The 26,790-nt window shown below is 67.0% G+C and carries 26 protein-coding genes; 14 read left to right on the top strand and 12 right to left on the bottom strand.

The features are described from left to right. Positions 1 to 42 precede the first annotated feature (42 nt). Positions 43 to 1,194: a PucR family transcriptional regulator gene (locus tag ACFVWG_RS38925; protein ID WP_391548535.1), complete on the top strand. Its 1,152-nt coding sequence runs from the start codon at positions 43 to 45 to the stop codon at positions 1,192 to 1,194. Between the two features lie 77 nt (positions 1,195 to 1,271). On the opposite strand, the gene ACFVWG_RS38920 is transcribed toward ACFVWG_RS38925, so the two are convergent. After that, positions 1,272 to 2,486, bottom strand: coding sequence for an alginate lyase family protein (locus ACFVWG_RS38920; RefSeq protein ID WP_391548534.1), 1,215 nt, complete (start codon positions 2,484 to 2,486; stop codon positions 1,272 to 1,274). 177 nt (positions 2,487 to 2,663) lie between these two features. Between ACFVWG_RS38920 and ACFVWG_RS38915 the strand changes: the two genes are divergently transcribed. Further along, the gene (locus tag ACFVWG_RS38915) at positions 2,664 to 3,782 is read left to right on the top strand and encodes a glycoside hydrolase family 88 protein (RefSeq protein WP_391548533.1); all 1,119 of its coding nucleotides are present in this window, start codon (positions 2,664 to 2,666) and stop codon (positions 3,780 to 3,782) included. Between the two features lie 57 nt (positions 3,783 to 3,839). Here the strand turns inward: ACFVWG_RS38915 and ACFVWG_RS38910 are convergent, their stop codons facing one another. Then, positions 3,840 to 4,427: a TetR/AcrR family transcriptional regulator gene (locus ACFVWG_RS38910; protein WP_391548532.1), complete on the bottom strand. Its 588-nt coding sequence runs from the start codon at positions 4,425 to 4,427 to the stop codon at positions 3,840 to 3,842. A gap of 92 nt (positions 4,428 to 4,519) precedes the next feature. Here ACFVWG_RS38910 and ACFVWG_RS38905 point away from each other — a divergent pair, with 92 nt between their 5' ends. Together ACFVWG_RS38905 and ACFVWG_RS38900 are read left to right on the top strand one after the other, a co-directional pair. Next, on the top strand, positions 4,520 to 5,224 hold the full coding sequence (locus tag ACFVWG_RS38905; protein ID WP_391548531.1) for an SDR family oxidoreductase: 705 nt from the start codon (positions 4,520 to 4,522) through the stop codon (positions 5,222 to 5,224). A gap of 290 nt (positions 5,225 to 5,514) precedes the next feature. Continuing rightward, the gene (locus tag ACFVWG_RS38900; protein WP_391548530.1) at positions 5,515 to 7,560 is read left to right on the top strand and encodes a sialate O-acetylesterase; all 2,046 of its coding nucleotides are present in this window, start codon (positions 5,515 to 5,517) and stop codon (positions 7,558 to 7,560) included. 25 nt (positions 7,561 to 7,585) lie between these two features. Here ACFVWG_RS38900 and ACFVWG_RS38895 read toward each other — a convergent pair whose 3' ends face one another. Continuing rightward, a complete protein-coding gene (locus ACFVWG_RS38895) occupies positions 7,586 to 7,957 on the bottom strand; it encodes a DUF1330 domain-containing protein (protein ID WP_391548529.1) in 372 nt (123 codons plus the stop codon). A gap of 39 nt (positions 7,958 to 7,996) precedes the next feature. On the opposite strand from ACFVWG_RS38895, the gene ACFVWG_RS38890 reads away from it, so the two are divergent. Next, positions 7,997 to 10,039 carry a protein kinase gene (locus ACFVWG_RS38890; RefSeq protein WP_391548528.1) on the top strand — a complete coding sequence of 681 codons (2,043 nt, stop codon included), beginning with the start codon at positions 7,997 to 7,999 and terminating at the stop codon, positions 10,037 to 10,039. A 56-nt stretch (positions 10,040 to 10,095) separates the two neighbouring features. On the opposite strand, the gene ACFVWG_RS38885 is transcribed toward ACFVWG_RS38890, so the two are convergent. From ACFVWG_RS38885 to ACFVWG_RS38870, 4 genes are all read right to left on the bottom strand, one after another. Further along, positions 10,096 to 10,503 carry a type II toxin-antitoxin system VapC family toxin gene (locus ACFVWG_RS38885; protein ID WP_391548527.1) on the bottom strand — a complete coding sequence of 136 codons (408 nt, stop codon included), beginning with the start codon at positions 10,501 to 10,503 and terminating at the stop codon, positions 10,096 to 10,098. After that, positions 10,500 to 10,775, bottom strand: a complete 276-nt coding sequence (locus ACFVWG_RS38880) for a hypothetical protein (protein ID WP_391548526.1) — start codon at positions 10,773 to 10,775, stop codon at positions 10,500 to 10,502. Before ACFVWG_RS38880 ends, ACFVWG_RS38885 begins: the two co-directional genes overlap by 4 nt. 70 nt (positions 10,776 to 10,845) lie before the next feature. Further along, the gene (locus ACFVWG_RS38875) at positions 10,846 to 12,126 is read right to left on the bottom strand and encodes an adenylosuccinate synthase (RefSeq protein WP_391548525.1); all 1,281 of its coding nucleotides are present in this window, start codon (positions 12,124 to 12,126) and stop codon (positions 10,846 to 10,848) included. A gap of 310 nt (positions 12,127 to 12,436) precedes the next feature. Then, positions 12,437 to 12,937, bottom strand: a complete 501-nt coding sequence (locus tag ACFVWG_RS38870; RefSeq protein WP_391548524.1) for a VOC family protein — start codon at positions 12,935 to 12,937, stop codon at positions 12,437 to 12,439. Between the two features lie 81 nt (positions 12,938 to 13,018). Here ACFVWG_RS38870 and ACFVWG_RS38865 point away from each other — a divergent pair, with 81 nt between their 5' ends. The 6 genes from ACFVWG_RS38865 (at position 13,019) to ACFVWG_RS38840 (ending at position 19,401) form a co-directional block, all read left to right on the top strand. Then, positions 13,019 to 13,852 (top strand): DUF6597 domain-containing transcriptional factor, encoded by an 834-nt coding sequence (locus tag ACFVWG_RS38865; RefSeq protein WP_391548523.1) that lies wholly within the window; start codon positions 13,019 to 13,021, stop codon positions 13,850 to 13,852. A gap of 119 nt (positions 13,853 to 13,971) precedes the next feature. Next, positions 13,972 to 15,258, top strand: coding sequence for an ABC transporter substrate-binding protein (locus ACFVWG_RS38860; protein ID WP_391548522.1), 1,287 nt, complete (start codon positions 13,972 to 13,974; stop codon positions 15,256 to 15,258). Then, positions 15,255 to 16,154 carry a carbohydrate ABC transporter permease gene (locus ACFVWG_RS38855; RefSeq protein ID WP_391548521.1) on the top strand — a complete coding sequence of 300 codons (900 nt, stop codon included), beginning with the start codon at positions 15,255 to 15,257 and terminating at the stop codon, positions 16,152 to 16,154. The genes ACFVWG_RS38860 and ACFVWG_RS38855 overlap by 4 nt, the downstream gene beginning before the upstream one ends. Continuing rightward, positions 16,151 to 16,978: a carbohydrate ABC transporter permease gene (locus ACFVWG_RS38850; RefSeq protein ID WP_391548520.1), complete on the top strand. Its 828-nt coding sequence runs from the start codon at positions 16,151 to 16,153 to the stop codon at positions 16,976 to 16,978. Before ACFVWG_RS38855 ends, ACFVWG_RS38850 begins: the two co-directional genes overlap by 4 nt. A 3-nt stretch (positions 16,979 to 16,981) precedes the next feature. Next, the gene (locus ACFVWG_RS38845; protein WP_391548519.1) at positions 16,982 to 18,571 is read left to right on the top strand and encodes an alkaline phosphatase D family protein; all 1,590 of its coding nucleotides are present in this window, start codon (positions 16,982 to 16,984) and stop codon (positions 18,569 to 18,571) included. Beyond that, on the top strand, positions 18,571 to 19,401 hold the full coding sequence (locus tag ACFVWG_RS38840; RefSeq protein ID WP_391548518.1) for a discoidin domain-containing protein: 831 nt from the start codon (positions 18,571 to 18,573) through the stop codon (positions 19,399 to 19,401). Before ACFVWG_RS38845 ends, ACFVWG_RS38840 begins: the two co-directional genes overlap by 1 nt. Here the strand turns inward: ACFVWG_RS38840 and ACFVWG_RS38835 are convergent. The 3 genes from ACFVWG_RS38835 to ACFVWG_RS38825 form a co-directional block, all read right to left on the bottom strand. Further along, a complete protein-coding gene (locus ACFVWG_RS38835) occupies positions 19,381 to 20,592 on the bottom strand; it encodes an MFS transporter (protein WP_391548517.1) in 1,212 nt (403 codons plus the stop codon). The two genes, ACFVWG_RS38840 and ACFVWG_RS38835, sit on opposite strands and share 21 nt — an antisense overlap. A gap of 143 nt (positions 20,593 to 20,735) precedes the next feature. Then, the gene (locus tag ACFVWG_RS38830) at positions 20,736 to 21,491 is read right to left on the bottom strand and encodes a 2-phosphosulfolactate phosphatase (RefSeq protein ID WP_391548516.1); all 756 of its coding nucleotides are present in this window, start codon (positions 21,489 to 21,491) and stop codon (positions 20,736 to 20,738) included. A gap of 43 nt (positions 21,492 to 21,534) precedes the next feature. Continuing rightward, a complete protein-coding gene (locus tag ACFVWG_RS38825) occupies positions 21,535 to 21,942 on the bottom strand; it encodes a DUF3151 domain-containing protein (RefSeq protein WP_391548515.1) in 408 nt (135 codons plus the stop codon). 145 nt (positions 21,943 to 22,087) lie between these two features. Here ACFVWG_RS38825 and ACFVWG_RS38820 point away from each other — a divergent pair, with 145 nt between their 5' ends. Both ACFVWG_RS38820 and ACFVWG_RS38815 read left to right on the top strand, forming a co-directional pair. After that, positions 22,088 to 22,537 (top strand): HNH endonuclease, encoded by a 450-nt coding sequence (locus ACFVWG_RS38820; protein WP_391548514.1) that lies wholly within the window; start codon positions 22,088 to 22,090, stop codon positions 22,535 to 22,537. An 85-nt stretch (positions 22,538 to 22,622) separates the two neighbouring features. After that, positions 22,623 to 23,573: a type IV toxin-antitoxin system AbiEi family antitoxin domain-containing protein gene (locus tag ACFVWG_RS38815; RefSeq protein ID WP_391548513.1), complete on the top strand. Its 951-nt coding sequence runs from the start codon at positions 22,623 to 22,625 to the stop codon at positions 23,571 to 23,573. A gap of 89 nt (positions 23,574 to 23,662) precedes the next feature. On the opposite strand, the gene fbaA is transcribed toward ACFVWG_RS38815, so the two are convergent. Beyond that, entirely contained in the window at positions 23,663 to 24,688 is a 1,026-nt protein-coding gene (gene fbaA / locus ACFVWG_RS38810; protein WP_391548512.1) for a class II fructose-bisphosphate aldolase, read from the bottom strand. 162 nt (positions 24,689 to 24,850) lie between these two features. Further along, positions 24,851 to 25,570, bottom strand: coding sequence for a GntR family transcriptional regulator (locus ACFVWG_RS38805; protein ID WP_391548511.1), 720 nt, complete (start codon positions 25,568 to 25,570; stop codon positions 24,851 to 24,853). A gap of 139 nt (positions 25,571 to 25,709) precedes the next feature. Between ACFVWG_RS38805 and ACFVWG_RS38800 the strand changes: the two genes are divergently transcribed. Then, on the top strand, positions 25,710 to 26,729 hold the full coding sequence (locus tag ACFVWG_RS38800; protein WP_391548510.1) for an SIS domain-containing protein: 1,020 nt from the start codon (positions 25,710 to 25,712) through the stop codon (positions 26,727 to 26,729). The last annotated feature ends 61 nt before the right edge of the window (positions 26,730 to 26,790 follow it).

The raw sequence follows: 26,790 nt of genomic DNA, 5'->3' as shown, positions 1-26,790 counted from the left end.
TACCAATTCCTGTGCGTTGACCTGCAGAGTTACGCTGCTGCAATGAGTGAGCTGTCGGCCCTCAGCTACCTGGTGCTGGAGCGGCTCGACGCCGTGGTCGAGTCGATGAGCCGCCGCGTCTACTCGGAGCTGCCGTTCTACTCCGAAGGCGATGTCTCGGCAGTCGACCTACGCCGGTCGATCTACAGCAACCTCGTGCCGGTACTGCGTAGCATGAGCGCCGCCGAACCGCTTGACCTCGGACCTGCTCGAGCTACCGGCCGTGAGCGGGCAGAGCAGAACGCACCGCTGCCAGAGGTGCTTCGCGCGTTCCGGATCGGCTTCGAGGAGCTCTGGCATGACCTAGTGACGGCAGCGCGGACCACGGGGATCGCCAGCGACACCAGTCTGGTCGACGCGGCGACCACAGTCTGGCGGCTGGCGGGTGAGTGCACCGACGCGCTTGCTATCGCCTACCGTGCGTCCTCGACCGAGCTCGCCGTACAGCTCGAGCACCGACGGCTCGCACTGCTCGATGCACTCTTCCTTGGCACCACTACCGATACCACCACCCTGTGGGAGATCGGCGAGGCACTCGGTACGCCGCTCAGTGGGCGTTTCCTGGTCGCGATCACCAGAGCCGGAGACGGTCCTGAGCTGACTGCGCGGTTACGACGGCACGGCGTTCACTCGACGTGGCGCTGGCAACCGGACGCACTGACCGGGCTGCTGTCCATCGGCAGTACGGCGGAGGCCGGCGTACTGGATGACCTTGAGAACTGTGCAAGTGAGGACATGGGTGTCAGCGCGCTCTTCGAGCATCTGCGGGACACTCCGCGAGCACTGCATGATGCGCGGATCGCTCTGACCACTCTGACTCATCGTGGCGGCAAGGTGGTCCAGTACGACCCCAGCCCGTTGGCCATGCTGGTCAGTGCGGCACCTGTCGAGGCGGAGCGGATCAGCGCCGCCGTACTGGGTGAGCTACTCGCACTCGGTGTACATGAGCGGTCGGTACTGATCCAGACGCTGCGGACGTGGTGTGCCAACGAGGGGTCACCCAGTCGGACGGCTGAGCAGATGCACTGCCATGCCAACACGATCCGCTACCGGCTGCGGCGGATCGAGACGCTCAGCGGGCGGTCACTGCGCGATCCACAGCAGCTGGCTGAGCTGGTCACCGCACTGAGCGCGCTACGAGTAACTGCTTACTGACCTGGCGATCCGGGAGAGCTGAGGGGGCAGAGTCCCCAGCTCTCCCGGACCACCTTCAGAAGCCTGAGTCTGCTACCTCAGGCGGGGTTCTCCGCGTGGGTCAGCGTCTCCCACGCCACGAACAAGGCGTTCGTACCGGCGGGCCGGTTGGCCTCGGTGAGTGCCTGGGTGTTCGCCATGGCGATCCCCAGACGGGTGTGCAGTGCGTTGTAGCCGACCTCGGTGATCGGGCCGAGGCCACGGTTCACCGAACCGCCACACAGCCAGGACGGGACCGCCTCGGCCTGACGCTCGTACTTGGCCTGGAAGCCGAGTGCCTGGCGCAGGCGCTCGCCGTACGTCGGGTAGAGGTCGATGCCCTGGATCCGCGAGGTCTCCAGCACGTGCGAGATCGCGGAGATGCCGTAGCCGGTGTGGACGAAGTCGCGACAGGTCTCCTGAGTCAGACCGGTGACGAACGTGCCCTGCCCCTGCCAGTAGCTGACGATCTTGTCGCGGGTGTTGAGGTTCTGGCTCGGCACCGTCTTCGGCAGCGCGCCGTCCGAGGCCAGGTACACGTACGCCGGAGCGCGGTTGGCGAACAGCGAGAGTGCCTTGTCGTAGATCGTCTTGTCCTCGAGGAACACCCCGATGCCCTGCAGGGCCTCGATGATGGTCAGCTCCCAGTTGCCGTTGGAGTTGGAGCCGTTGATGATCTCGGGCACGTAGACGTTGCGCAGCATGGTCCCGAAGCGGCCCGAGTTCGGCCAGTTTCCGTAGACATGCTTGATGATCTCGGCCGCCTTCGGCCACGACGACGCGGCCCAGCCGGTCTGCAGCGGCGCGTTGCTGTTCGTGTGGTCGGTGATCGTCGCCGACCAGGCATCCATCAGCGCGATGGACTTCTGCGCGTACCGCACATCGCCGCTGATGTACCAGATGACTGCGTCCGTGTACGCCGCGATCGCGTCCTGACGCTCGTTGGTGCAACCGAGGTTCGGGTCGGAGTACGGGCCGCACTCCACCACCGCACGCGGAGTCGGGGTCCGCGACAGCGAGCCGTACGCGCTGTTCTTGGCCTGGTTGTAGGCGTCGGTCCACGGCTGCGCACCGGCCTGGACCTTCGCCTTCACGAAGTCCAGCTGGGCCCGGCTGACACCGACTCCAGGATGGGCGAACACAGCCGGCGCGGCCGGTGCGTTGACGGCATCCGAGGACTGCTCGGCCGTGGGAGCTGCAACTGCCGGGCTGCTCAGAGCGCCGGCCACCAGACCGGCACTGACGAGAGCCACCAGAAGGGGTTTGATTCTCATGGGCGGATTCCTTGCGTGTGGGGGCGGAAGGCTCTGCAGTCCCCCCAGAATCCGCAGAGTCTTTGCGAAAGTTTGACGACGGACCGTAAGGGCGTCAACATCTCAGCAGCATTAATTCACGCTGGAACAATTCATCCTGTTTTCCCAGTTCAGTGGAACTAAGTGAGGACTTGTCCCATGAAAAGACGCCAGTTCCTGCTCGCTGGAACCGCAGTCATGGCCGCCCCGGCATTACCCTCTGTCACCACTACCGCTGCGGCCGCTCCGCCATCGAGCGCGCTCCCGCCGCGGGCCGACATCATCGCGGTGGTTCGCCGCGTCGCCGACCAGTGGATCGCCACGCACAGCGACTCCGGCGACAACGGCTGGGCCCGCGCCACGTTCTTCAGCGGCCTGATGGCCGCGTACAAGCTGACCGGTGAGGTGCGCTACCTGAATTACGCGCGCGCCTGGGCCGAACGGCACAACTACGGCATCCCCGGCGGCGTCACGACCCGGCACGCCGACAACCACAACTGCATCCAGACCTATCTCGACCTCTACGAGCTCGAACCGTCCGCCAACAAACTGACCGCGGCGACGGACACCTTGAGCCGGATGGTGAACAGCACCAAGATCGACGACTGGTGGTGGTGCGACGCGCTCCACATGGCGATGCCGCCGTTCGCCCGCATCGGCCGGCTGCGCGCGGATCCGGCGTACTGGACGAAGCTCTACCAGCTCTACAACTACACCAAGCGGACGCGGAAGCTGTGGATCACGTCGAACGGACTGTGGTACCGCGACGACCGTTTCCTCCCGACCGGAATTCTTTCTCCCAACGGGAAACCGGTCGTCTGGTCGCGTGGCGACGGCTGGGTCGCGGCCGCGCACGTGAAGACCCTGAAGGCCCTTCCGGCCGATCAGGCGAATGTCGCCGAGTACAAGACCGGCCTGACGCAGCTGGTGGGTTCGTTGCGGTCGATCCAGCGCTCGGACGGTTTCTGGAACGTCAACCTGGCCGACCCGCAGCACCTGCCCGGCCCGGAGACCAGCGGTACGGCGTTCTTCGCGTACTCGTCGGCCTATGCCGTCCGGACCGGATTGTTGCCCTCGGCCACTTATTTGCCGATGGCGGCCAAGGCCTGGAACGGGATGGTGGCCACCGCCGTACATGCGGACGGCTTCCTCGGCTACGTGCAGAAGGTCGGCGACCGGCCGGAGTCGAGCCAGCCGATCACCTACGACTCGACCGCCGACTTCGGCGTCGGCGGCTTCCTGCTGGCCGGCGCTGAACTCGCCCAGCTGACCAGCTGATCACCGGCACCCCTGGCGGCCGCGGGGCGTCAGGGGTGACCGAGTTCGCGACTCGGCTCAGCTCAGGTGACCGGCCAGTTCGGCTGCGCGGATGCCGGCGGCGTCCAGGAGCGCGCCTGCGGTCAGTACGCCGATGCCTCCCAGCGACTGGGCGCGGATGACCGAGCGGACGCTCGCGCCGTCGAAGGCGATCGTCAGCTGGATGGCCAGCGTGCCGGGGTCCTCGGCGCCGGCCTTGACCAGCTCGCGGTGGAAGAAGTCGGTGAGCTGCTGCTTGAAGTGCCGCGCCACCACCGAACCCGGGTGCTCCGGATTCTTCAGTTCGACCGCGGTGCCGACGTACGGGCAGCCCAGGAAGTTGCCGTGAGCAACCACATCGTCCTGGCGCTCGAACACGTCCAGGATCCGCTCCCGCGGTGAGCGGTCGTCCGGGCCCGGCGTCAGCAGCGCCTGGTAGCCGGGGCCGCGGCTGGCCAGGCTCTCGGCGATGAGCTCGTCCTTCGAGCGGAACAGCTGGTACATCGACTTCTTCGAGACTCCGGCGGCCTTGCAGAGCGCATCCACGCCGATGTTCACGCCGTCACGGTAGAAGAGGTCGCCCGCTGCCTCGAGGAGGCGTTCGCGGGGTGTCGCCGAGCTGCTCATACGACGAGGGTACCGGCTCGATTTGAATTCGGAAACAGATCGGTTTACCTTGCTGGAAACAGATCGGTTTCCTTCTTCATTGGAGCGTACTCATGACCTCTCTCGACGGTGCTGTCGTCCTCGTCACCGGCGGACAGCGTGGTATTGGCAAGGCTCTCGTCGACGACCTGCTCACCCGCGGGGTCGCCAAGGTCTACGCGACGGCCCGGACGCCGAAGCCGAGCACCGACCCGCGCGTCGTACCGCTGCCGCTGGAGGTCACCGACGTTGCCTCGATCGCGGCGCTGGCCGCAGCGGCGCCTGATGTGACGGTGCTGATCAACAACGCCGGCGCGGGTGCGCCGGACACCTACCTGGACGCGCCGACCGACGAACTCCGCGCTGTCTTCGAGGCGAACTTCTTCGGTCCGCTCGAGGTCACCAAGGCCTTCGTCCCGATCATCGAGCGCAACGGCGGCGGCCACATCCTGAACGCGCACTCGGCACTGTCCTGGGTCGCGCGGCACGGCGCCTACTCCGCCACCAAGGCAGCGCTCTGGCACCAGTCGAACTCACTGCGGGTCGAGCTGGTGAACCGTGGCATCGGTGTCACCGGACTGCACATGGGGTACGTCGACACCGACATGACGACCGGAGTCCCAGGGCCGAAGACGCAGCCGGAGGACGTCGCCAAGCAAGCCCTCGACGGGATCGAGTCCGGCGCCTACGAGGTGCTCGCCGACGACACCGCCCGGTGGGCCAAGCAGTCCGTCTCCGGTGACCTCGTGGCGGCGTATCCCGAGCTGCAGAAGAGCTGACAACGCGGTGTCCTGAGTCGGGAGTTCGGCGAGTGCTGGAGGTGTCCAGGTGCGTGCATCGCAAGGCGGAGAAGCGTCCTCGATGCGGGGTTCATCGTGGACGTTTCTCCAACGCCGCGAGGTGCGTGCCTGGGCGCCTCCAGTGCCGTCGAAGTTCCGACTCAGGACACCTGGTCCGTTGGGCGCAGGGTTCGGACCGCTGACCGCACGGTTGCGGTCCGACCCAAGCCGCCGAGGCGGTAGGTCGCTTACCAAGAGTCTGACAGTCTCCCCGCCCCGGAGGTCCGCCCATGCCTCGACGTCTTCTTGCTGTGTCTGTTGTAGCCACTCTGCTGGCTTCGACAGTCACTGTGCAGGCCCATGCGATTCTTCCCGCACTCCGAGATCCAGGAACCGGCTGTGCGGCAGCAGCAGTCGGCTACACGCCGGTGCTGGAACTGACGCTGCCCGAGAAGGCAGGGTGGCTCGACAAGGAACTGCCGTACACCCTGGACCGCCGTACCGAGGTCGGCTCGAACTTCGACCGCGTCGGCTACTGCCTCGAGCTGAACGGGCCGGACGGACCACAGCGCGTGTGGTCCGCGATGGAGCCGTTCTCCACTGACGCCAGCAAGATCGGACTGCCCACCAAGGCCGGACAGGTCACCAGGCAACGGGTGGACGACCTTGAGGTCGCGTCCAACGTGCCGAATGTGACCACTGGCCTCGGACAGACCGGCTATCTGGAGATGTGGCCGAACACCTACGCCGAACAGACCAGCACCCAGGTAGCGAACACCTCCCCGATCACGTACGACGTGGACGACAGCCCGACCACTGGTGCGTACGGGTCGTTCCAGATCTCGCAGATCGGTGCGACCCGGCCGTCCAACGCTGCGGCGAAGACGGTGCTGGCGATCAACTCGTTCACCCAGCCGGCCGACGTACCGCTGTCGATCGGGATCGGGACCGCTGCGTCCGGGCAGCCGGACTGGACGTTCGCTGGTAACTCCGCGCGGTACACCCAGCGCAAGCTGACTGCCTTTGTGCGGACGTCGCTCGTTTCGCTGTCCGAATCGCCACAGGATCGGCAGCTGATCCCACGCGACGCAGCGAATGGCGCCAACGTGCCGGTGGCCGGGCGGATCACTGATCCCCAGGTAACCCAGGTGCAGTTGCGGGTGACCAGCAATGGGCACACCGACACGTACACCTCGCAGTCGCGCGACTTCCGGTTCACTCCGCGGATCAGGGCGGCACTGCAGGAGTACAACTTCGAACTGCGTGCACTGGGCAGCGGAATCGACCGGGTGGTGGCTCGCCGTACCGGTGTGGTCTCGGGTGACGTGTTTGTCATCCAAGGCCAGTCCAATGCGGAGGCGGCCAAGTTCAACGGCAATGCGAACGTGGAGGAGTCACCATGGCTGCGTAGCTACGGCACTCCGACCTCGGACGGGCAGATCTCCGGAGCAGACCGGGTCTGGCACTACGCGACTGGTGACGTGACAGTGCAGTCCGGCTCGGTTGGACAGTGGGCGATCCGGATGGGCCGGCGGATCGTCGACACCTACAAGGTGCCGGTCGCGATCGTTCAGGGCGCACATGGTGGTCAGCCGATCAGCTTCTTCCAGCGGAACGACGCGAACCCGGACGACCTCACCACCAACTATGGCCGGCTGCGGAAGCGACTGAAGGCTGCCGGTGTGATCGGTTCGGTGCGCGGAGTGCTCTGGTACCAAGGCGAGAGCGACAACGACAACGCAGCAGTGCACGTAGCTGGGTTCCGGGCGTTGCTCGCGGACTGGCGAGCCGATTTCGGCAGTGCGACCCGCTACTACGTGAACCAGGTCCGCACGTCGCCCTGCAACAACACCACCAGCATCAGCCTGCGGGAAGCGCAGCGTGCACTCGGCGACACCGACGGCGTCACCCTGCTCTCCACCACTGGGCTGTCCGGTCACGACGGCTGCCACTACGCGTACCTCGGCGGCTACCGCGACCTGGGCGACCACAACTTCGCAGTGATCGCCCGCGACCTGTACGGCGGCACCTCGGCCGGTGTGTCCGCACCGAACCCGGCCTCCGTCACGGCGACCGGCTCACAGCTCGTAGTGAAGCTCCGCACGAGTGACCCACTCACTGTGGCCGCAGGGTCAGCTGCGGGCTTCCGGGTCGAGGGCTCTGCAGTGACGGTGTCTTCGGTGGCCTACCGCGCCGGCGGAAGTCTGGTGCTCACGCTGTCCGGTCCGGCAACCGGAGTGACCGCTCTGATCTACCAGAGCCACATCGGAGCCGGACCCTGGATCACCAACGCCACCGGAACCGGCCTGCTCGCCTTCCGGCTGCCCGTGAGCTGAACCCTGCCCGACGTACTGGGTGCTGTCAGCCCAGTACGTCGGTCGCTTGGTGGGTGCGGTCGACACCCTCGAGCAGCATCGTGACGCCGTCGGAGTTGTTGGTGCGGAGCGGCAGGATCTCCCGGTACGCCGGTGAGTCGTACCAGCCGCGGGCACTCGCGTAGTCCGGGAACTCGATCACGATCAGGGTCCCGGCCCACTCGCCCTCCACCGGCTCCGGCTGATGACCGTGGATGATGAAGTGCCCGTCGTACGGCTGGAGCGTGGCGTCGATCCGCTCCAGGTACTCGACGATGTCGTGGCCGACGTTGACGTTCTGCAGGTTGGCGATCGCGTAGTGAGTCATGGCATCAGCGTCCGCCGGGGAGCGCCGTTCGGCGACTACCTCTGACGTCATCGTGGCTGGGTGATCTGCTGTCGACGTACAGTCGATGGCATGTCAGTCACAGGGGGAACGCCTTCCATGCCTGCCGGGGAGGTGGAGGAGCGCATCGGCCCGTACCGGTTGATCCGGCGCCTCGGCCAAGGTGGCATGGGCGTCGTCTACCTGGCAGAGGGACCGGACCTGCAGGAGGTCGCGGTCAAGGTGCTGCGGCCGCACGTCGCGCACGACGAGACCGCACGCGCCCGGTTGCAGCGTGAAGCGACCACATTGCAGAAGGTGAGCCACCCCGGTGTGGCCGGCATCCTCGACCATGACCTGGAAGCCGACCGCCCGTACCTGGTGACGCGGTTCGTCCCCGGTCGTCCGCTGGACGAGCAGGTCGACGACCGTGGTCCGCTGACTCCCCGCAAGTGGCTCCCGCTGGCCGGCTGTCTCGCCGAGTCGCTGCAAGCGATCCACCTGGCCGGAGTGATCCACCGCGACCTCAAGCCCGGCAACGTGATGATGCTCAACGGCAAGCCGGTGATGATCGACTTCGGCATCGCCCAGGCCGCCGACGACCTCCGCCTCACCCAGACCGGCCTCGTGATCGGCACGCCGGGCTACCTGGCACCCGAGCTCATCGAAGGCGAGATGGTCTCCGAGTCCGCCGACTGGTGGGGCTGGGCAGCCACCGTGACGTTCGCCGCCACCGGCCGCCGTCCTTTCGGCAAAGGCCCCTTCGAAGCCGTCCTGCACCGAGTCCACACCGGTCAGGCAGATCTCGAGGGTCTGGACCCCCGCCTCAAGACTCTGCTCGCCGCAGCCCTCGCTCCGAAGAAGCAGGACCGCCCCACCCAGGCCGAGATCATGACCGGCCTCACCCGCTACGCCGAAGGCCGCGACGCCCTACCACCGCGCTCAGCCCCAGCCGCAGCAGACACCGTCCAAATGCATCCCCCCACGCGCCAAATGACCCGCGTGATGCCCACCGAGGAGCCGGACCCGGTTACCCCCGAGCCCTCCCCCACCGAGGTAGCCAATCTCGTCCCCCAAGTCATTCCACCCCTCTCCGCGTTCTCCCCCATCGCCAACAAGGTCCGCGACGCAGCCGCCGCCCGCAAAGCCACCAAAGCCGCAGCAGCCGCAGGCGCCGCCGGTTCGGGCACCGGCCTGGCCGCGGGCACTCCGGGTGCTGCTGGGGGTTATGTCGCAGGAGCCGGCGGCGGTGCAGTCGCAGGCACGGGTGCTGGTGGTTGGGGCCCAGGCGCTCACCCAGCGACCTACAGTCCCGCGCCCGTCGCGGCTGCACCTGCGGCGATGCCGTTGGGTTACCAGAGCACGCCGCAACCGATAGCGCCGTACCAGGCTCCTCCTCGTGACGTAGCGCCGTACAGGCCGCCGTCGAAGGACGTCGTGCCGCACCAGCAGCCGGCGCAGGGTGTCGAACCACACCGAGCTCCTGCGACAGGACGCCGTACGGCGGTGGTGGTTGGACTGATGGTCGGATTGACCGGACTGATCGCGCTCTACCCGTTGCTGGGCGCGCTAGCCGCCGCAGTGTGCTTCGTGATCGCGCGAACCGTCGACCGCAGCAGTACGGCGTTGATGCGCCGCCGCCAGGTCCGCGGACGCGCCGGACGCTCAGACAGCGTTGTAGCAGTCGCCTCATCACCAGTGCAGCTCGTAACAGCCGGACTGATCACTCTGGTCTGCATGATCCTGCCGCTCGTGATGGGCACAGTAGTCGGCGGCATCGTCACTGGCGTGACCGCCACGGCCAAGAGCCTCACCTGGCAGCCCTTGTCTGCAGTGGGTTTCGCCGCCGCCGGCCTCACCGCACTCTTCACCGCCTGGTGGGGTCCGGGCGGCAACTCCCTCCGTCGCGGTGCCCACATCACCGCCCGCAACATCTTCCGCCCTCGCTGGCTGGCCACCACCGCAGCCGTCATCTTCCTCGCCATCGGCGCCTACGGCTTCTACGAGGCCAGCCAAGGCGCTGGCTCCGACTGGGCCCGCAACCCCGTCGAGAACGTCACCTACCAGCGCCCCACCCTCACTGACCTCCGCCAGGCCCCGTTCATCCGCGACATCCCGATCATCGGCCTCAACTAACACGCACAGCCACGGCTAGTCGGACAAACGAGCTCGCCCAAGCCCCACCCCTCGCCTCAGAGCGAGATGATCGGCATCTTCCATCGGGTGTTCCCACGCCACGCACTGTCCCGGGCCGCCTCAGCCAAGTGCGCGATGTCCCCACGATCCGAGGTAACACAGGTCGCGCCTTGCTGCAGACAGCACGCGACAACCTGAGCATCGACCACGTCAGACCGGCCGGCGATCGCCAGCAACTCACCAACCCAAGTCGCCAACTCCTGCGTGAGCGGCACGACCTCACATCCCTGGATCAGTCGCCGAAGTCCTCGCTGCTGCTGACCACGCCAAACCTGTGCCAGAACGGCGGCGGGCACGGTCGGCTCGAGGCCGCGTGTCAACGCACGCAGATGCATGGCCCATAGCCGAGAGTCGTTCCGCTCGGCTGCAATCAGCGCACCGGCGTCATACACCAACCGTGTCACGCCTGAGGATCCTCCATTGCAAGGCGGTCATCAGCCGCCTCCCGCTGCGCCTCGGCCAATGCTTTATCTGCCCAGTCGAGGTCAGCGGCAGCGATCGCGCCGTGCTCGGCCTCCCAGTCCGAGACCGCTTCCAGCCCGCGATACAGCCGTTCGCTCTTCTCGATCAGCTCATTGACGTACGCGGACGGCGTCGTGTGGGCGCTCCGCGCACGGCGCTCGACTGCCGCCCAGGTCTCCGCATCGAAGGACAAGGTCTTCTTCTTGACCGCCATGGCATCAGCTTAGCGCAAGTATGACCACGGTATGACCGTCGGCTGCCTGGGGTGGGCAGCCGACGGTGGGTTAGAGCTGGACCATCTGGGAGCGTTCGGGGCCTACGCCGACGGCGGAGATGCGGGCGCCGCTGAGGGACTCGACGGCGCGGACGTAGGACTGGGCCGCCTTCGGGAGGTCCTCGAAGTTGCGGCAGCCGGTGATGTCTTCGGACCAGCCGTCGAACTCTTCGTAGACCGGGGTGGCGTGGTGGAAGTCGGTCTGGGTCATCGGCATCTCTTCATGCCGGACGCCGTTGACGTCGTACGCGACGCAGACCGGGATCTTCTCGCGACCAGTGAGCGTGTCCAGCTTCGTCAGGACGAAGTCGGAGACGCCGTTCACGCGGGCTGCGTAGCGGGCGATGACCGTGTCGTACCAGCCACAACGGCGGGGGCGGCCGGTCGTCGTACCGAACTCGAAGCCCTGCTGGCGCAGCCACTCACCGTCGGCGTCGAGCAGCTCGGTCGGGAACGGGCCCTCACCCACACGGGTCGTGTAGGCCTTCACGACCGCCATCACGCGGTCGATGCGGGTCGGCGGAATCCCGGTACCCGTGCAGGCACCGGCGGAGATCGCGTTCGAGGAAGTGACGAACGGGTAGGTCCCGTGGTCGACGTCGAGCAGCGTGGCCTGGCCGGCCTCCATCAGTACGGTCTTGCCGTCGTCCAGCGCCTTGTTCAGCAGCAGGCTGGTGTCGGCGACCATCGGGCGGAGACGCTCGGCGTACCCGAGCAGCTCGTCCAGCACCTCGCGGATCTCGACCGCACGCCGGTTGTAGACCTTCACCAGCAGCTGGTTCTTCTGCTCCAGCGCCCCGGTGACCTTCTGCTCCAGGATCTTCTCGTCGTACAGATCCTGGACGCGGATGCCGATCCGGTTCATCTTGTCGGCGTACGTCGGTCCGATCCCGCGACCCGTCGTACCGATCTTGCGGCTGCCGAGGAAGCGCTCGGCGACCTTGTCGAGAGTCCGGTTGTACGGCGGGATCAGGTGCGCGCTCGCGCTGATCACCAGCCGGGACGTGTCCACGCCGCGCGCCTGCAGCGCGTCCAGCTCCTCGAACAGCACACCGAGGTCGACCACGACCCCGTTGCCGATCACCGGCGTCACACCGGGAGTCAGGATGCCGCTCGGCAGCAGGTGCAGCGCATACTTCTCGGTGCCGATCACCACCGTGTGGCCGGCGTTGTTACCGCCGTTGAACTTGACCACGTAGTCGATGACCTCGCCCGTGTTGCCGAGCAGATCGGTCGCCTTGCCTTTACCCTCGTCGCCCCACTGGGCACCGACGAGCACGATTGCGGGCATCTCAGCCCTCCTCTGAAACGGTGAAGCCCGGAGACGTTCACCGATCGTTCATCCGGTGACGCTTCCAGGCTCTTACGACCGAAGCCTACCGGACCTCGGTCCACCGACCCGATTCCTTGTCCGGCCGCGCGGAACAACCACTTGAAGTAAGTGTTTCATCACGCAACGGGTTGCCAATTTCCGTGATCACGTGCACACTCTTAGTCAGCGGCCCGCCGAAACTGCCGCAGGGGACGGTTCCGGCGGGCCGCTTCCTCATTTCTTGAGGCAGACAGTCTCATTTCTTGAGGCAGACAGGCTTATGTCTGGCTCAGGACAGCTCCGCCGGGTTGGCGTCGAGCCACTCCTGGACCCGCCGATCGGCCTCTTCGCGAGACACGTTCTCGACCTTCGTGAGGATCGCCCAGCGATGCCCGAACGGGTCGATCACCGTCCCGAACCGGTCGCCGGTCATGAAGGTCTGCACCTGCTCCACCGGCTTCGCTCCCGCCGCGATCACCTTCGCGTACGTCGCGTCCACGTCCGGCACGTAGTGCACCAGCGACGAGTGCACCCACTCCCCGTTCGGCGCCTGCAGCCCGATCTGCGGCATCTGGTCACTGAGCTGCAGCATCGAGTTCCCGAACAGCAACTCCGCCTGACCGACGCGGCCGTCCGGCAGGTCCTGCCGGCTGATCACCTGGGCGCCGAAGACCTCTTCGTAGAAAGCGATCGCCTTCGGGCCGTCCGGAACCGCCAGGTACGGCGTGAGCGAGTGATAACCGTCGGGGATGGGATTTACTACGCTGTTTTTGTCGGTGTCCGTCGTCATGCTCTTAGTCAACCCGTCGACCGCCGGACCGGTCTTGTAAGAAAGCGACAGCCCCTGTGAGCCAGCCCGAAGACAGTATTGATGACTGACCCCACCCCACCACCTCGGTCAGGTGAGAAGGGCATCCTGCACCCGAGGGAGCAGGCCCGGCATCGCACTCTGAACCGGCTAGCTCCCGGCCCCGCGGCCGGTCGGTTCGTGGAGTGGTACTGGATCGTCGAGTGGGACCTGGACGAGCCCTACACCGCCGAGGTGCTCCCGTTCCCGAGTGTGAATGTCACCTTCGAGCAGCCCGGCGGTGCGTTCGTGAACGGCGTCTACACGCGCAAGTTCGAGCGGCAGCTCAGCGGCCGCGGCCGGGTCTTCGGAGTGAAGTTCTGGGCCGGCGGCTTCGGTGCGGTGACCGGGCTGGACGTCGCCTCCTTCAGCGACCAGGTGGTGCCGCTGACCACCGTCTTCCCCGATGACGACCGGCTGTCCGACCTCGTGTTCGCGGAAGAGTCCGACGTACGGCGACGGGCTGTGTTCGAGGCGTTCCTCAGTGATCACCTCGCTCCGCCGGACCCGTCGTACGAGCTGGTCCGGCGGATCGTCACGGCCATGGCCGAGGACCGTTCATTGGCGCGGGTCGACGAGATCACCGACCGCTTCGACGTACCGATCCGGACGCTGCAACGCCTCTTCCGCCGGTACGTCGGCGTTGGGCCGAAGTGGGTGTTGCGCCGTTACCGGTTGCACGACGGCGCCGAACTGCTGGCGCGCGGCGAGGTCGCCGAGCTGGCCGAGCTGTCGGCCGCCCTCGGGTACTTCGACCAGGCGCACTTCTCCAAGGAGTTCAAAGCCCAGATCGGCCTGACACCGGCCGAGTATGCGGCCCGGGCCGCCGCGGATGAATCCTTTCAACTCAGGTCTTGACACCCGCTCCACGGCGTCCGTAGCGTGCGCGGCGTGAGAAGTTAACACTTCTTCACGTTGAGTTCACGTTAATCGACGATATTTCCAGAGCGTCGTCCGCTCCGTGCTCAGGAGGAACCGTGGCATCCGTATTCGAGCGTTCCGTCAGCCGTCGGCGTCTCCTGCAGCTGACGGGTGGTGCGGTAGCGGCCGGCACGCTCGCAGCCTGTGGGAGCAGTTCGTCCGGCGGCAGCGGCGGCACGCTGAAGGTGATCGGCGCAGGCAGCCAGGAGGCCGGTCTGCGCAAAGCGCTGGACGAGTACAAGGCGAAGAACCCGGATTTCGACTTCAATCTGTCCTTCTCGCCGGCGGATCAGTTGCAGACGGCGCTGCGGGCCCAACTGGCGGCCGGCAACGCTCCCGATCTGCACGCGGTCTATCCCGGCAACGGCAGCGCGATGTCGATGGTCCAGCTGAGCAAGGCGAAGCTGCTCGCGGATCTCAGCGACCAGGCCTGGACCCAGAAGATCCCCACCGGGTTCAAGGGCGCCTACCAGCAGGACGGCAAGACCTACATCTTCTCGCCGGGCACCAGCGTGCTCGGCGCCATCTACAACAAGAAGGCCTTCGCGGCGGCCGGGGTTCAGCCGCCGACGACGTGGAGCGAGCTGCTGAAGGTCTGCGAAACCCTGAAAAACAAGGGCATTGTGCCGCTGGCACTCGGCGCGCAGACCCCGTGGGTGACGCAGCTGATCAACTACGCGCTGGTCCCTGGCACGGTCTACGCCAAGCAGCCCGACTTCGACGACAAGATGGCGGCGGGCTCGGCGACGTTCGCAGGTTCCGGCTGGGCCGACGCGATGAACAAGTACCTGGAACTGCAGAAGCGCGGGTTCTTCAACGACAACCCGAACGGTACGACGTACGAGCAGGCCACCTCGATGGTCGGCACCGGCAAGGCGGCGATGGCCGTCCAGGTCTCGGCCGTCCTGCAGGCCTACCGCGCGGCCGCACCGAAGCCGGACGACCTCGGGATGTTCCCCTTCCCCGCGACCGACACGGTCGCGGACAACTGGATCCCGGGCGGCATCGTGGTCGGCCTCGCCGTCAGCGCCAAGAGCAAGAAGGCCGACCAGGCGCGCAAGTTCATCGAGTTCTGCGGGCAACCGGACGTCGTCAGTGCCTGGGCCGAGGCCGTCGCCTGCGTCCCGCTGTACTCCGACGGCGAGGCCAAGGTCGACCCGGTCCTGAAACCCTTCCTGCCTTACCTCGCGGACAACAAGGCGGTCCCGTTCATGGACCAGCGCTGGCCGAACGCCGAGGTCCAGCCGACCCACTTCGCCGTCGTACAAGAGCTTCTCGGCGGCAAGACCACGGTCGACGGCGCCCTGAAAAAGATGGACGAGGCCTACCGGAAGACGGCATGACGGTACGACGATTTGGCGGGCGCGGTGGGATCGCGCCGCCATGGTTCTTCGCGGCGCCGGCCCTGCTCGTGTATGCGCTGGTGATGCTCTATCCGAGCATCGTCGGCGCGGGGTCGGCGTTCACGGACTGGTCCGGTGTCGGCGAGCAGCGGTCATTCGTCGGCCTGGCGAACTTCCAGCAACTGCTCCACGACGACCAGGCTCTTGGTGCACTGCGGAACACGCTGTTCCTCACGGTCGCGATCGTCGTCGTACAGAACGGGCTGGGACTGCTTCTGGCGCTCGGGGTCCACACCGCCATCAAGAGCCGGATGGTGCTGCGAGTGATCTTCTTCGCGCCGGTCGTGGTCAGTCCGGTGATGGTGTCGTTCCTGTGGAAGTACGTCTACAACCCGGCGCCGGACGCGGGCCTGAACGCCGCGCTCGGGGCAGTGGGTCTGGGTTCACTGCGGCAGGACTGGCTGGGCAACCCGTCGTTGGCGATCTGGTCGGTCGCCTTCACGGTGATCTGGCAATGCGCCGGCTACTCGATGGTGATCTTCCTGGCCGGACTGGAAGGCGTGCCGCCGGAGCTGCACGAGTCGGCGATGGTGGACGGCGCCGGGACGGTCGCGCGCTTCCGGCACATCACCTGGCCGTTGCTGGCACCGGCCGTGACGATCAACGTGATGCTGTCGACAGTCGGTGGGCTGACCTTGTTCACCCAGATCATCGCGATGACGAACGGTGGTCCCGGCTATGCCACCGACACGTTGTCCACCGTGCTCTACAAACAGGCGTTCGTGTTCGGCAAGTTCGGCTACAGCACCGCGGTCGCGCTGGTGCTGGCGATCTTCGTCGCGGCGGTTTCGTTCATCCAGATCGGCTACCTGCGTTCGAGGGAGACGGCCGCATGAGGACGGCGTACCGGCCACGCACGTTCGTCCTGGAGCTCGTGATGGTGGCCGTCGCGGTCGCCTTCCTGTTCCCGGTCTATGCCCTTGTCACGCTGGCGTTCAAGGATCCCGGCCAGATCGCGAACGCGCCGCTGTCGCCGCCCGACCCACCGTCGGTGGACAGCTTCGGCACGGCCTGGCAGTCGGCGTCCCTCGGGTCGGCGTTGCTCAACAGCACCCTGATCACCGTGTCCAGCGTGCTCGCGTTGATCGTGCTCGGATCACTCGCGGCGTACTTCCTCGCGCGCCGCGCCTCGCGACTGAGCTACAGCCTCTACATCCTGTTCCTGGTCGGGATCATCCTGCCGTTCCAGCTCGGCATGATCCCGCTCTACCAACTCGTCAACGACCTCGGCCTGCTCGGCACGTACCAGGGCATGATCCTTTTCTACACAGGGATTCAGCTGCCGTTCACCGTGTTCCTGTACACCGGCTTCATCCGGTCCCTGCCGGCCGACTACACCAACGCGGCGCTGATCGACGGAGCCTCACACCTGCAAGCCTTCCGCCACGTGATCTTCCCGCTGCTCCGGCCGATCACCGGCACCGTCCTGATCCTGAACGCCGTCCACATCTGGAACGACTTCTTCACGCCGTTGCTCTACCTGGGCGGCTCGGGCCGAGAAACCGTGCCGGTCCGGATCTTTGCCTTCGTCAACGAATACACCTCCGACTACGGCTTGGTCGCGGCCGGCCTGGTGCTCGCCGCCCTGCCGATCCTGCTCGTCTTCCTGGTCCTGCAGCGCTATGTCATCCGTGGCTTCTCCAGTGGTCTGAAGGGATAACCGGTGACCGAAGATCTGAGACCCGCAGTGAGGCTGGCCCGACGCCGGTTCCTCACCCTTACCGGCGCCGCCACCGCGGTGGCGTTCGGCACCAACCTGCCGGGCACAGCCCTGAAACCGTCCGGCAGCCTGACCGGCAACCCCTTTACGCTCGGCGTTGCGTCAGGTGACCCGCTGCCCGACGCGGTCGTGATCTGGACCCGCCTCGCGCCACGGCCATTCGAGCCGCTGGGCGGAGCGCCGTACAAGAAGGTCGGTGTCGACTGGCAGGTCGCTGCTGACGAGCACTTCCGCAAGATCGTGCGCTCCGGCCACGCCACCGCTCGGCCGGAGTTCGCGCACAGTGTGCACGTCGACGTCCGAGGCCTACAGCCCGGCCGTCACTACTGGTACCGCTTCCGCGTCGACGGCTACCTCAGCCAAACCGGACGCACCCGTACGGCGCCCGCGCCCGGCCAGCGTGGTGGGCGGCTGACGCTCGGTGTGAGTTCCTGCCAGTCCTGGCCGGACGGGTACTACACAGCGCAAGGGCATCTGGCCGACGAGGACGTCGACGCGGTGGTCTTCCTGGGCGACTACATCTACGAGTACGGCGTCGCAGCGGCTGGCGGGCTCCGGAACCTGACCGACCCCGTCCCGGACCAGTTCCGCACCGAGGCGGACACGCTCGACCGGTACCGCCTGCAGTACGCGCTCTACAAGTCGGACCCGAACCTGCAGGCGGCCCATCTCAACGCTCCCTGGATCACCACCTGGGACGACCACGAGGTCCAGGACAACTACGCCGGGCTGACGTCGAAGAGCAACGCTCCGGTCGAAGACTTCCTGGTACGGCGTGCCAACGCCTACCGCGCGTATTGGGAGCACCTGCCGCTGCGCGGACCTGCCCCCGAGGGACCGAACTACCTGCTCTACCGGCGTCTCACCTTCGGTCGGCTTGCCGAGCTGAGCGTGCTGGACACGCGGCAGTACCGATCCGACCAGGCAGCCGGCGACGGGTGGAAGGCGGACTCCGACGCTCGTCGTGATCCCGCGCGCGTGCTGGCCGGCGCTGAGCAGACGCGGTGGTTCCTGGCCGGTCTCGATCGCTCTCGTGCCACCTGGAACGTGCTGGCCAACCAGGTGATCATGAGCCGGATGGATCTCGACCCGACCCCGGCAGACCTCTACAACATGGATGCCTGGGACGGCTACGGCGCCGAGCAGAAGGTGATGCTCGACGGTCTCGCCGCCAACCGGCACCGCAACCCGGTCGTCCTGACCGGCGATGTGCACGCGGGCTACGCGATGGACATGAAGCGCGACTTCGCTGATCCGTCGTCGCAGACCTACGGGGTGGAGATCGTTCCGACCTCGTTCAGCAGTGGTGGCAACGGCGTCGACGTCTCGGCCAACGGCCAGAAGTTCCTCGCCGCGAATCCGCACCTGAAGCTGGTCAACGAGAATCGGGGTTACTCCGTGCTCCGGTTCACCGAGCGAGAGCTCCGCGTCGACTTCCGCGCGGTGCCCTACATCGACCGGCCGGACGCGCCGGTCTCCACCATCCATTCGTTCGTGGTCGAGGCCGGCAACCCGGGTCTGGAGGCGGTGTGATGAGGGCGCGCGCGATCGTCGTACTGGCTGCAATGGTGCTGGGAGCAGTTGTGCCTGGAAGTGCGGATCGGCAGTCGTTGACTCTCGCGACTGATGTCGCGCAGGTCGCGGTGACGCCCGTGCCGTGTTCGACCTCAGGCTTCGAGTTGCGCTTCGGCAACAGCGGAAAGACTGCTGTGTACGCCGATGCCTTCCTCGACGCCGGTACGTCGCTGACTCTTTCGCGCAAGCTGGTGTCCAGCTATCTCCCGCCGGGCTACACCTTGAAGGTCCCGATCAGCGTCAACGCGCCCCGGGGCACCACACCCGGCAGCTACTCGATCGTCGTCAAGGCCGGAGGCCAGAAGCTCACGCTCCCGGTGCAGGTAGGTGAGCCGCCGACCGACACGACCGGCAACCTCGCCCGCTACGTGCCGGTCACCGCCTCCAGCGAGCACCTGCCGGTCTATCCGGCCTGCGGCGCCGTCGACGGTGACCGCGACTCCGAGCACTGGGCCAAGACCACCGGCTGGAACGACGCCACCAAGGGCAACTTCCCGGACTGGCTCCAGGTCACCTTCGACCAGCCACAAAGCGTCGGCCGAGTCGATCTGTACACCCTCAACTCCAAGCAGTACCCAGCTGCCCGCTACGGCCTGAAGGACTGGGACGTCCAAGCCCAGGTCGGCGCCAACTGGCAGACCGTCGCCGAGGTGCGAGGCAACACAGCAGGCCTCAAGAGCTCCACCTTCACCCCAATAACGGCCACCGCGATCCGCATCCGCACCCTCGCCAGCAACGAAGGCCCCACCTACTCAAGAATCGTCGAACTAGAGGCCTACGCGGGTTAGCCTTCGGCCGGTCGATCTGACCACGGTGGCCATCAGGACCGAGAGTAGGCCGGCTAGTAGCGCGACGGCGAAGCCGTAATGCGGGCTGTTCGCGTCAACGATTCGGCCGGCGAAGGCGGCGCCGAGGGCGATGCCTGCGGCGCTTCCTGAGTTCAGCCAGGTGAACGCCTGCGTCAGTACGGTCGGTTCCACGGATGACTCGGTCATCACTGCCGAGAGGGTTTGGAACGGCGCAATCGCTAGCCCTGGCAGGGCTAGAGCGATTCCGACCGCCCAGGGCGCATTCACGACCAGCAGCGGCATTGTCGTGACCGTTAGGACGCTCAGCGCCAAGACGAACTGGTTGCCGACCGCCATGGGCCAGCGTCTGGCGCCATAGACCAGCCCGGCGACCAAGCTGACCAGACTGGTGATGCTGTAGAGCGGACCGGCCAGTGCTGGCGTTCCGCGCTCCACCGCATAGGCGGTGACCGACACCTGCATGCTGCCGAAGAACAGCCCGATGCCGACGGTGGCGGCGACCAAGGAGAGGAATCGCTTGTGTAGCAAGGCACTTGAGCTCACCTGTTGACCAGCCAATGCTGGTGGCGGAGCTGTCCGACGCTGTGCCACCAGGCTGAAGCCGCCGGCCAGAAGCAGGCTGGTCGCCAGCGCAGTGCCAGCTACTGGGCTCCACAACGAACTCACGAGGCCGACCAGACCTGGGCCGACCAGGAACGCGATGCTGGTGCTCAGAGCCTCCAGTGCGAAGGCCGACGACAGCAGTCCTGAGCCTCTGAGTGCGTAGGCCCAGCGGGCAGACGTCTGCGCGCCAAGCTGCGGGAGAGAGCCGCCTGCCAGGACACCTGCTCCGACCAGCACCCACAAGGGCGTCTGCGAAACGGTGAGTCCGATCAGCACCGCCATCGCCATCGCATGCGTGAGCAGGATGATGGGCAGGGTGCGGGTCTGGCCGAAGCGGTCGATGAGTTTGGCGACCTGTGGGCCGCCGACCGCCTCGGCGACGGCGAAGCCGCCCGTGACGGTGCCGGCGATGGCGTAGGAGTCAGTGGATGCGTGGACGAGCCAGACGATGCCGAGGCTCGTCATGGCGATCCCGATACGGGCCGGTGCGGCCGCTAGGTAGAACTTCCATGCCCCGGGAGTACGTAGTACCTGGGCATAGGTGATCCGTCCGGTGAGTGCCGGCACGGCAAAGCCTTCCGCTGCCCGTCGGGGCGGGGACAGACCGTGGGCGTCCTGCTTCACCGGTCCGTCGAATCCGCCTACAACCGTCCAGTGTTGGCAGGAAGTGGGGACGCACACCGCCTGCCGGCTCTGTCAACGGGCAGAAATCATCGTTTCAGATTGACGTTGCTCAGCTTACCGTCTTTCAGCACCGGTACGGAGTGACTCTCGTCTACCTCGGCCGCGATCCGGACGTCGTCGGCATACCCGTACTGCGTGAGCTCGCGACCGCCGGCGCAGTCGTGCAGGAGAGTGGGCAGCTCGTCGGCGACCGCGTCGTACGCCGCCGCTGCCGCCCGGGCCTCCGGTGACAGCTCGTCGGTCTCGAGTGCACTGAGGAAGCCACCTGCACCCCAAAGGTCCTCGACGGCCGGTCTGAGCGACCCGTCCGGCCAGCGCTCTCCGGCGGCGATCGCTACGACCTTCAGACCCGGATCTGCGGCTAGCCGCTGGTTGACCCAAGCTGCAGCCGCCAAGCGGTTCCGGAGTGAGACGGCGATGACGGTGGCACCACTGTCGCTGAGCTGCTGGGTGATGGTCGAGCCGTTGGGTGACGGGAGCACCAGCCGGGTGACTCCGGTCGCCTTCCGGATGGTGACCGGGGACAGGCTCACGTCACCGGGGCCGGCTTGGGACCGGCCGACGGCGAGGTGAGCGTCGTACTGCTTGGCGTAGGCAACGGCAGTCTCGTCACGCCAGCGGTACGGGTAGACGTCGATACCGAGGTCGGTGGCGACGGTGACGGCCGTGGTGAACGAGAGCACGTCGACGACTGCCACCAGGTTGCCGGTCACCACGCCGGCGCCGACCGGACCCCAGTCGAAGCCGACGCGGAAACCGCGCTGGGAGTACGGGCTGGTCATCCGTCGCATCCTGCCGTCGGGTGACCAGCCCGGCAACCTGGTTTCAGGCCAGGGCGTCCGCGGCGGTCGCGGACGAGTCGCGCAGGAAGGTCGTGCAGCGTTCGGCCTCTTCGGTCTCCCCGATGATGCCGGCCGCCTTGCCGAGGACGGCCAGGCAGCGCAGGAAGCCGCGGTTCGGCTCGTGCTCCCACGGAACCGGCCCGTGGCCCTTCCAGCCGTTGCGCCGGAGCGCGTCCAGGCCGCGGTGGTATCCGGTCCGTGCGTAGGCGTACGCCTCGATGGTGTTTCCCTCGGCGAGGGCCGCCTCGGCCAGCGTCCCCCACGCCAAAGAGGAGGCCGGGAACTTGGCCGCGACCTCCACCGCGGGGGCACCGGCGGCGAGTTCCGCCGCGGCCGGGTCCACTGGGAGTAGTGTCTCGGGTGGGCCTGAGAGCAGATTGTTCAATTCCATAAGCACATCTTCGCCGATCACGCCGCCGGCCCGGCACGTGACCGTCTGACGAAATCCGTTGACCGTTCACCGACCGGCCACGGATGCTTGAGACCCTGCGTCAAGACCGCCGTGGTTCCCAGCTACGGCCGGAAGGAGGCACCGGATGAGCGTCATAGTCCTGAACGCGTCATACGAGCCGCTGCACACTGTCTCGATCCAGCACGCCATCCGGATGCTGGTCCGCGAGGTGGCAGTGGTCGAAGAGGCGCACGGCGAGCGATACATCGGCCCCTTTCCGGTGCCCAGAGTGCTCCGCTTGGTCCGCTACGTCGTCACCCACTGGCGCTACGCCGCCGGCCGGATGAAGTACAGCAAGCACGGTGTCCTGCGCCGCGACAAGTTCCGCTGCGCCTACTGCGGTCTCGAGAACGCCGACACCATGGACCACGTCCAACCCAGGTCCCGAGGCGGCCGCACCGAGTGGCTCAACGCGGTCGCCGCCCACGCCTCCTGTAACGAGCGCAAGGGCAACCGCACCCCCGGTGAGGCCAACATGCCCCTCCTCTGGCAACCCTGGGTACCAACCCGCGCCGAGCTCGTCATAGTCACATGACGAGCATTTTTTATGCCCTTTGAGAGTTCTCCACAGGTTGGAAGTCATGGTGAGATCGGGCCGCTGACTGCTGCACCTTCTTGGTATGAATCCTCAACTTGCAGTGATGGCCAGCCTTCGGGGTGGGGTGTTTCGGCGGGCGGATGCCCGGGCTTGTGGATATGACGACGCGGATATCGACTACCTGCTGGCGAGCGGCGGGTGGCGGCGGATCCGGCACGGGACGTATGCGGAGCAGGGTGCGCTCTCGGTGGTGACGCCGGAGGTGCTGTATGTCCGGCGGGTGCATCGTGCGCTCCAGGCGACGGGTGGCGAGGTCTTCGCGAGCCATCAGTCGGCCGCGGCGCTGCATGCGCTGCCCGTTTGGGGGCTCGACCTGTCGACCGTCCACGTGACGGCTCCCGCAGGGCGCCGCGGCCGCGTGGGCAGCGTGTACCGGCACATCCGGGATCCGGTCGGTCCCGGCGTACTGGTCTGGAACAGGTTGCCGATGGTCTCCGCAGCGCGAGCAGTCGCCGAGGTCGCGTCGTCAGCACCGACGATGCCGGCGATCGCCCTGGCCGACGCCGCCCTGTACGCCGGTCTCGTCACCAAACGCAGCTTGCGCCGAGCCGCCGACCTCCTCGAGTACGGCGGCGGCCGGGCCCGCGGCGTCCTCGCCCACTGCCGCGGTGCGGCCTCGGTGGCCGAGTCGCGACTGCGGTTCATCCTCGGCACCGCCGGCCTGCCCGACCCGGCGAGGGCCTTGCCACCGGATGTTGAAGTACCGGAGCTCGAGGCCGCGCTCTGGTTCCCGGATCAGCGCACGCTCGTCGAGTTCGAGCCGCGCCGGCCCTATTGGTTCGCGGAGCCCGACGAGGACGTCGAGCACCCCACACCGGCGCCCACCGCAGACGGTCCGCCACCAGTCGAGAGGTGCTGGATCTCCTGGCCCGACCTCGACCACCCGAAGACCGTGCTCGACCGCATCACGAGCACGTTCGAGCGGGCGGTCCGGCGGACCGACATCCGGCACGTCGATTTCGCCCGGATGTGACGAAGGGGCCCATCGCCGCAGCGACGAGCCCCTTCGAAGTCCCAGCGCAAGCTCAGCAGAACCCAGCCCTGGAAGGAGAAACCGTGATGTCAGCCGTTCAGCGAGGTGCCGGTGGAGCGAAGGCTCTCGCAGGCTTCCTTGATGCGGTCGGCCATGCCGGCCTCGGCGGCCTTGCCCCAGGCGCGCGGGTCGTAGGCCTTCTTGTTGCCGACCTCGCCGTCGACCTTCAGGACGCCGTCGTAGTTGGCGAACATGTGCGCCGCGACCGGGCGGGTGAACGCGTACTGCGTGTCGGTGTCGACGTTCATCTTGATGACACCGTGGTCGACCGCGGCCCGGATCTCCTCCAGGGTCGAGCCGGAGCCACCGTGGAAGACGAGGTCGAACGGGCGCTCCTTGCCGATCTTGGCGCCGACCTGGTCCTGGATCTCCTTGAGGATCTCCGGACGCAGCTTGACCGCGCCCGGCTTGTAGACGCCGTGCACGTTGCCGAAGGTCAGCGCGGTCAGGTAGCGGCCGTGCTCACCGGCGCCGAGCGCCTCGACCGTGGCCAGGCCGTCCTCGACGGTGGTGTAGAGCTTCTCGTTGATCTCGTTGGCGACACCGTCCTCCTCGCCACCGACGACGCCGACCTCGATCTCCAGGACGATCTTGGCCGCCGCGGCCTTGGCCAGCAGGTCCTTGGCGATCTCGAGGTTCTCGGTCAGCGGGACCGCGGAGCCGTCCCACATGTGGGACTGGAACAGCGGGTTCTCGCCACGCGCGACGCGCTCGGCGGAGATCTCCAGCAGCGGCCGGACGAAGCCGTCCAGCTTGTCCTTGGGGCAGTGGTCGGTGTGCAGCGCGATGTTCACCGGGAAGTTCTTGGCGACCTCGTGCGCGTAGGCCGCCAGCGCGACGGATCCGGTCACCATGTTCTTCACGGTGGAGCCGGACAGGTACTCGGCGCCGCCGGTGGAGACCTGGACGATGCCGTCCGAGCCCGCCTCGGCGAAACCGCGCAGTGCGGCGATCAGCGTCTGCGAGGAGCTGACGTTGATGGCCGAGTAGGCGAAGCGGTTCTGCTTGGCCTTGTCCAGCATCTCTGCGTAGACCTCAGGGGTGGCAATAGGCATGTCTCGCGGTACTCCTCACAACAAAGTTCCTGTGTGTTGAGCTCCAGTATCGCCGCCAGGTACTTCGTCGTACCCGGCGGCCCGTCTGCTGACCGGCCAGGTGACCGGGGAGCGAACAGCAGAAGAACAGACCAGTTGATGACAGGACCGGTCCAGTGTGTGTCAGGCCGAACCGGTCCGCGGGCCCCGTGGGGTGAGGGCCATGTGCAGCCGGTAGCGGTCGGCCCGGTAGGCCGACCAGGACAGCTCGACGACCTTGCGGCCGGCGAAGGTGGTGCGCTCGAGGACCAGCAGGGGTGCCCGCCTGGCCACGCCGAGAACCCGGGCGACGTGACCATCGGCGTTGTCCGCCCGGACGGTCTGCTCACCGGAGGTGACGACGACGTCGTACTCGCTGGCGAAGACGTCGTACAGGGTGCCGAGCTCACGGCCGAGCAGGCCGGGGAAGAGCGCGGACGGATAGAAGCCGACCTCGTAGGCCATCGGCGAGGCGTCCGCGGTGCGCAGCCGCTCGACCCGGATCACCTTGGTGCCCTTGGCGACCCGCAGGCCCTTCGCGGTCTCGTCGGAGGCCTCGATCTCGGTGGCCGACAGCACCACCGTGCCGGGTTCCAGGCCCCGGGCCCGCATCTCCCGGGAGAACGAGGTGAGGTGCAACTGGGAGTCGACCTGCGGGCCGGTGACGAAGGTGCCCTTGCCGTGCACCCGCTCCAGCGCGCCGGACTCGACCAGGTCGCTGATCGCCTGCCGCACGGTCACCCGGGAGACGTTCAGCTTGTCCACCAAGGCCCGTTCCGAGGGGATCGGATCCCCCGGATGCAGCTCGACATCGATCAGCCGTTCCAGCACCGATCGGACCTGGGCCCGCTTCGTCGCCACCATCGAAACTCGATCCTCCAGACCTGGGCGGGACTCGGGGGTGCCCCGGGACGCCGCTCACTGCTATCGTGCGCAGCATACCTGTTAAGACCAGATAGGACCAGTGATCTGAGTGGTGTCTGTTCCCGCCCCGGAAACCCAGATGGCGCGCGAGATTGCCGAACAGCCGGCCGCCCTGGCCGCGACGTTCGAGCATGTTCTCCCGCTGCGGCACGACATCACGCGGCTGGCCGCGGGACGCCGCAACGTCATCTTCGTTGCCCGGGGATCGTCCGACAACGCGAGCGTCTACGGGCGCTACCTGACCGAGATCCACGCCGGCCGGCAGGCCGCGCTGGCCGCTCCGTCGGTCGCGACGCTGTACGGCGCCAACCTCGACCTGTCGAACTCGCTGGTCGTGGCGGTCAGCCAGTCCGGGGCGACCCAGGAGATCGTCGAGACCGCGGAGTGGGCCAAGCGCAACGGCGCCGCGGTGGTCGGCATCACCAACGACGGCGACAGCCAGCTCGCCTCGACCGCCGACATCGCCCTGATCACCCAGGCCGGCAAGGAGCTCGCGGTCCCGGCGACCAAGACCTACACCACCCAGCTGGCCGCGATCACGGTCGTCGTCGACGCGCTCGCGCAGAAGCCGGGCACGCTGGACGCCGACATCGCCCGCGTTCCGGACGCGGCCGCGAAGATGCTCGAGGGTTCGGTCGAGGAGGCCGCCGCGCTGCTCGCCGCTGCGCACGACGTCCTCGCCAGCGGTCGCGGTCTGACCTTCGGCACCACCCTCGAGGTCGCACTCAAGCTCGAGGAGACCTGCCTCCAGCCGGTCCGCGGTCTCTCGTACGCCGACCTGAAGCACGGCCCGATCGCGGTCGTCGACGCCGACCTGGTCACCATCCTGGTCGCCGCCGGCGAAGGCCCGGCCCTGCCCGGCATGACCGAGCTGGCCGGTCTGGTCCGCGAGAAGGGCAGCAAGATCCTCGGCATCGGCGGCGACCCGAACTTCGCCTCCCGCTGCGACGTGAACCTGCCCGGCCCGGATCTCCCCGAGACTCTGGCCCCGCTGGCCCTCGTCATCCCCGCCCAGCGCGCGATCGAGGCCCTCGCCCGCAAGCTCGGCCTCGACCCCGACGCCCCGCGCGGTCTCCGCAAGGTCACCCAGACCGACTGACGACTTTGACTGTGCCCAAAGGCCACGGTTTCAGCTGCTGCTCGGAAGCATCCGAGCAGCA

Origin of the sequence: Kribbella sp. NPDC058245 (genome assembly GCF_042882005.1) — a bacterium.
GTDB lineage: Bacteria > Actinomycetota > Actinomycetes > Propionibacteriales > Kribbellaceae > Kribbella.
Note: the sequence above shows the minus strand (reverse complement) of the source record. Positions and strands in the feature narration are given on the sequence as shown.

Bases quoted from the DNA above. Each gene is read 5' to 3' on its own strand.
- ACFVWG_RS38925 (WP_391548535.1), top strand. From the start codon at position 43: ATGAGTGAGCTGTCGGCCCTCAGCTACCTGGTGCTGGAGCGGCTCGAC.
- ACFVWG_RS38920 (WP_391548534.1), bottom strand. From the start codon at position 2,486: ATGAGAATCAAACCCCTTCTGGTGGCTCTCGTCAGTGCCGGTCTGGTG.
- ACFVWG_RS38915 (WP_391548533.1), top strand. From the start codon at position 2,664: ATGAAAAGACGCCAGTTCCTGCTCGCTGGAACCGCAGTCATGGCCGCC.
- ACFVWG_RS38910 (WP_391548532.1), bottom strand. From the start codon at position 4,427: ATGAGCAGCTCGGCGACACCCCGCGAACGCCTCCTCGAGGCAGCGGGC.
- ACFVWG_RS38905 (WP_391548531.1), top strand. From the start codon at position 4,520: ATGACCTCTCTCGACGGTGCTGTCGTCCTCGTCACCGGCGGACAGCGT.
- ACFVWG_RS38900 (WP_391548530.1), top strand. From the start codon at position 5,515: ATGCCTCGACGTCTTCTTGCTGTGTCTGTTGTAGCCACTCTGCTGGCT.
- ACFVWG_RS38895 (WP_391548529.1), bottom strand. From the start codon at position 7,957: ATGACGTCAGAGGTAGTCGCCGAACGGCGCTCCCCGGCGGACGCTGAT.
- ACFVWG_RS38890 (WP_391548528.1), top strand. From the start codon at position 7,997: ATGTCAGTCACAGGGGGAACGCCTTCCATGCCTGCCGGGGAGGTGGAG.
- ACFVWG_RS38880 (WP_391548526.1), bottom strand. From the start codon at position 10,775: ATGGCGGTCAAGAAGAAGACCTTGTCCTTCGATGCGGAGACCTGGGCG.
- ACFVWG_RS38875 (WP_391548525.1), bottom strand. From the start codon at position 12,126: ATGCCCGCAATCGTGCTCGTCGGTGCCCAGTGGGGCGACGAGGGTAAA.
- ACFVWG_RS38870 (WP_391548524.1), bottom strand. From the start codon at position 12,937: ATGACGACGGACACCGACAAAAACAGCGTAGTAAATCCCATCCCCGAC.
- ACFVWG_RS38865 (WP_391548523.1), top strand. From the start codon at position 13,019: ATGACTGACCCCACCCCACCACCTCGGTCAGGTGAGAAGGGCATCCTG.
- ACFVWG_RS38855 (WP_391548521.1), top strand. From the start codon at position 15,255: ATGACGGTACGACGATTTGGCGGGCGCGGTGGGATCGCGCCGCCATGG.
- ACFVWG_RS38850 (WP_391548520.1), top strand. From the start codon at position 16,151: ATGAGGACGGCGTACCGGCCACGCACGTTCGTCCTGGAGCTCGTGATG.
- ACFVWG_RS38840 (WP_391548518.1), top strand. From the start codon at position 18,571: ATGAGGGCGCGCGCGATCGTCGTACTGGCTGCAATGGTGCTGGGAGCA.
- ACFVWG_RS38830 (WP_391548516.1), bottom strand. From the start codon at position 21,491: ATGACCAGCCCGTACTCCCAGCGCGGTTTCCGCGTCGGCTTCGACTGG.
- ACFVWG_RS38825 (WP_391548515.1), bottom strand. From the start codon at position 21,942: ATGGAATTGAACAATCTGCTCTCAGGCCCACCCGAGACACTACTCCCA.
- ACFVWG_RS38820 (WP_391548514.1), top strand. From the start codon at position 22,088: ATGAGCGTCATAGTCCTGAACGCGTCATACGAGCCGCTGCACACTGTC.
- ACFVWG_RS38815 (WP_391548513.1), top strand. From the start codon at position 22,623: ATGAATCCTCAACTTGCAGTGATGGCCAGCCTTCGGGGTGGGGTGTTT.
- fbaA (WP_391548512.1), bottom strand. From the start codon at position 24,688: ATGCCTATTGCCACCCCTGAGGTCTACGCAGAGATGCTGGACAAGGCC.
- ACFVWG_RS38805 (WP_391548511.1), bottom strand. From the start codon at position 25,570: ATGGTGGCGACGAAGCGGGCCCAGGTCCGATCGGTGCTGGAACGGCTG.
- ACFVWG_RS38800 (WP_391548510.1), top strand. From the start codon at position 25,710: ATGGCGCGCGAGATTGCCGAACAGCCGGCCGCCCTGGCCGCGACGTTC.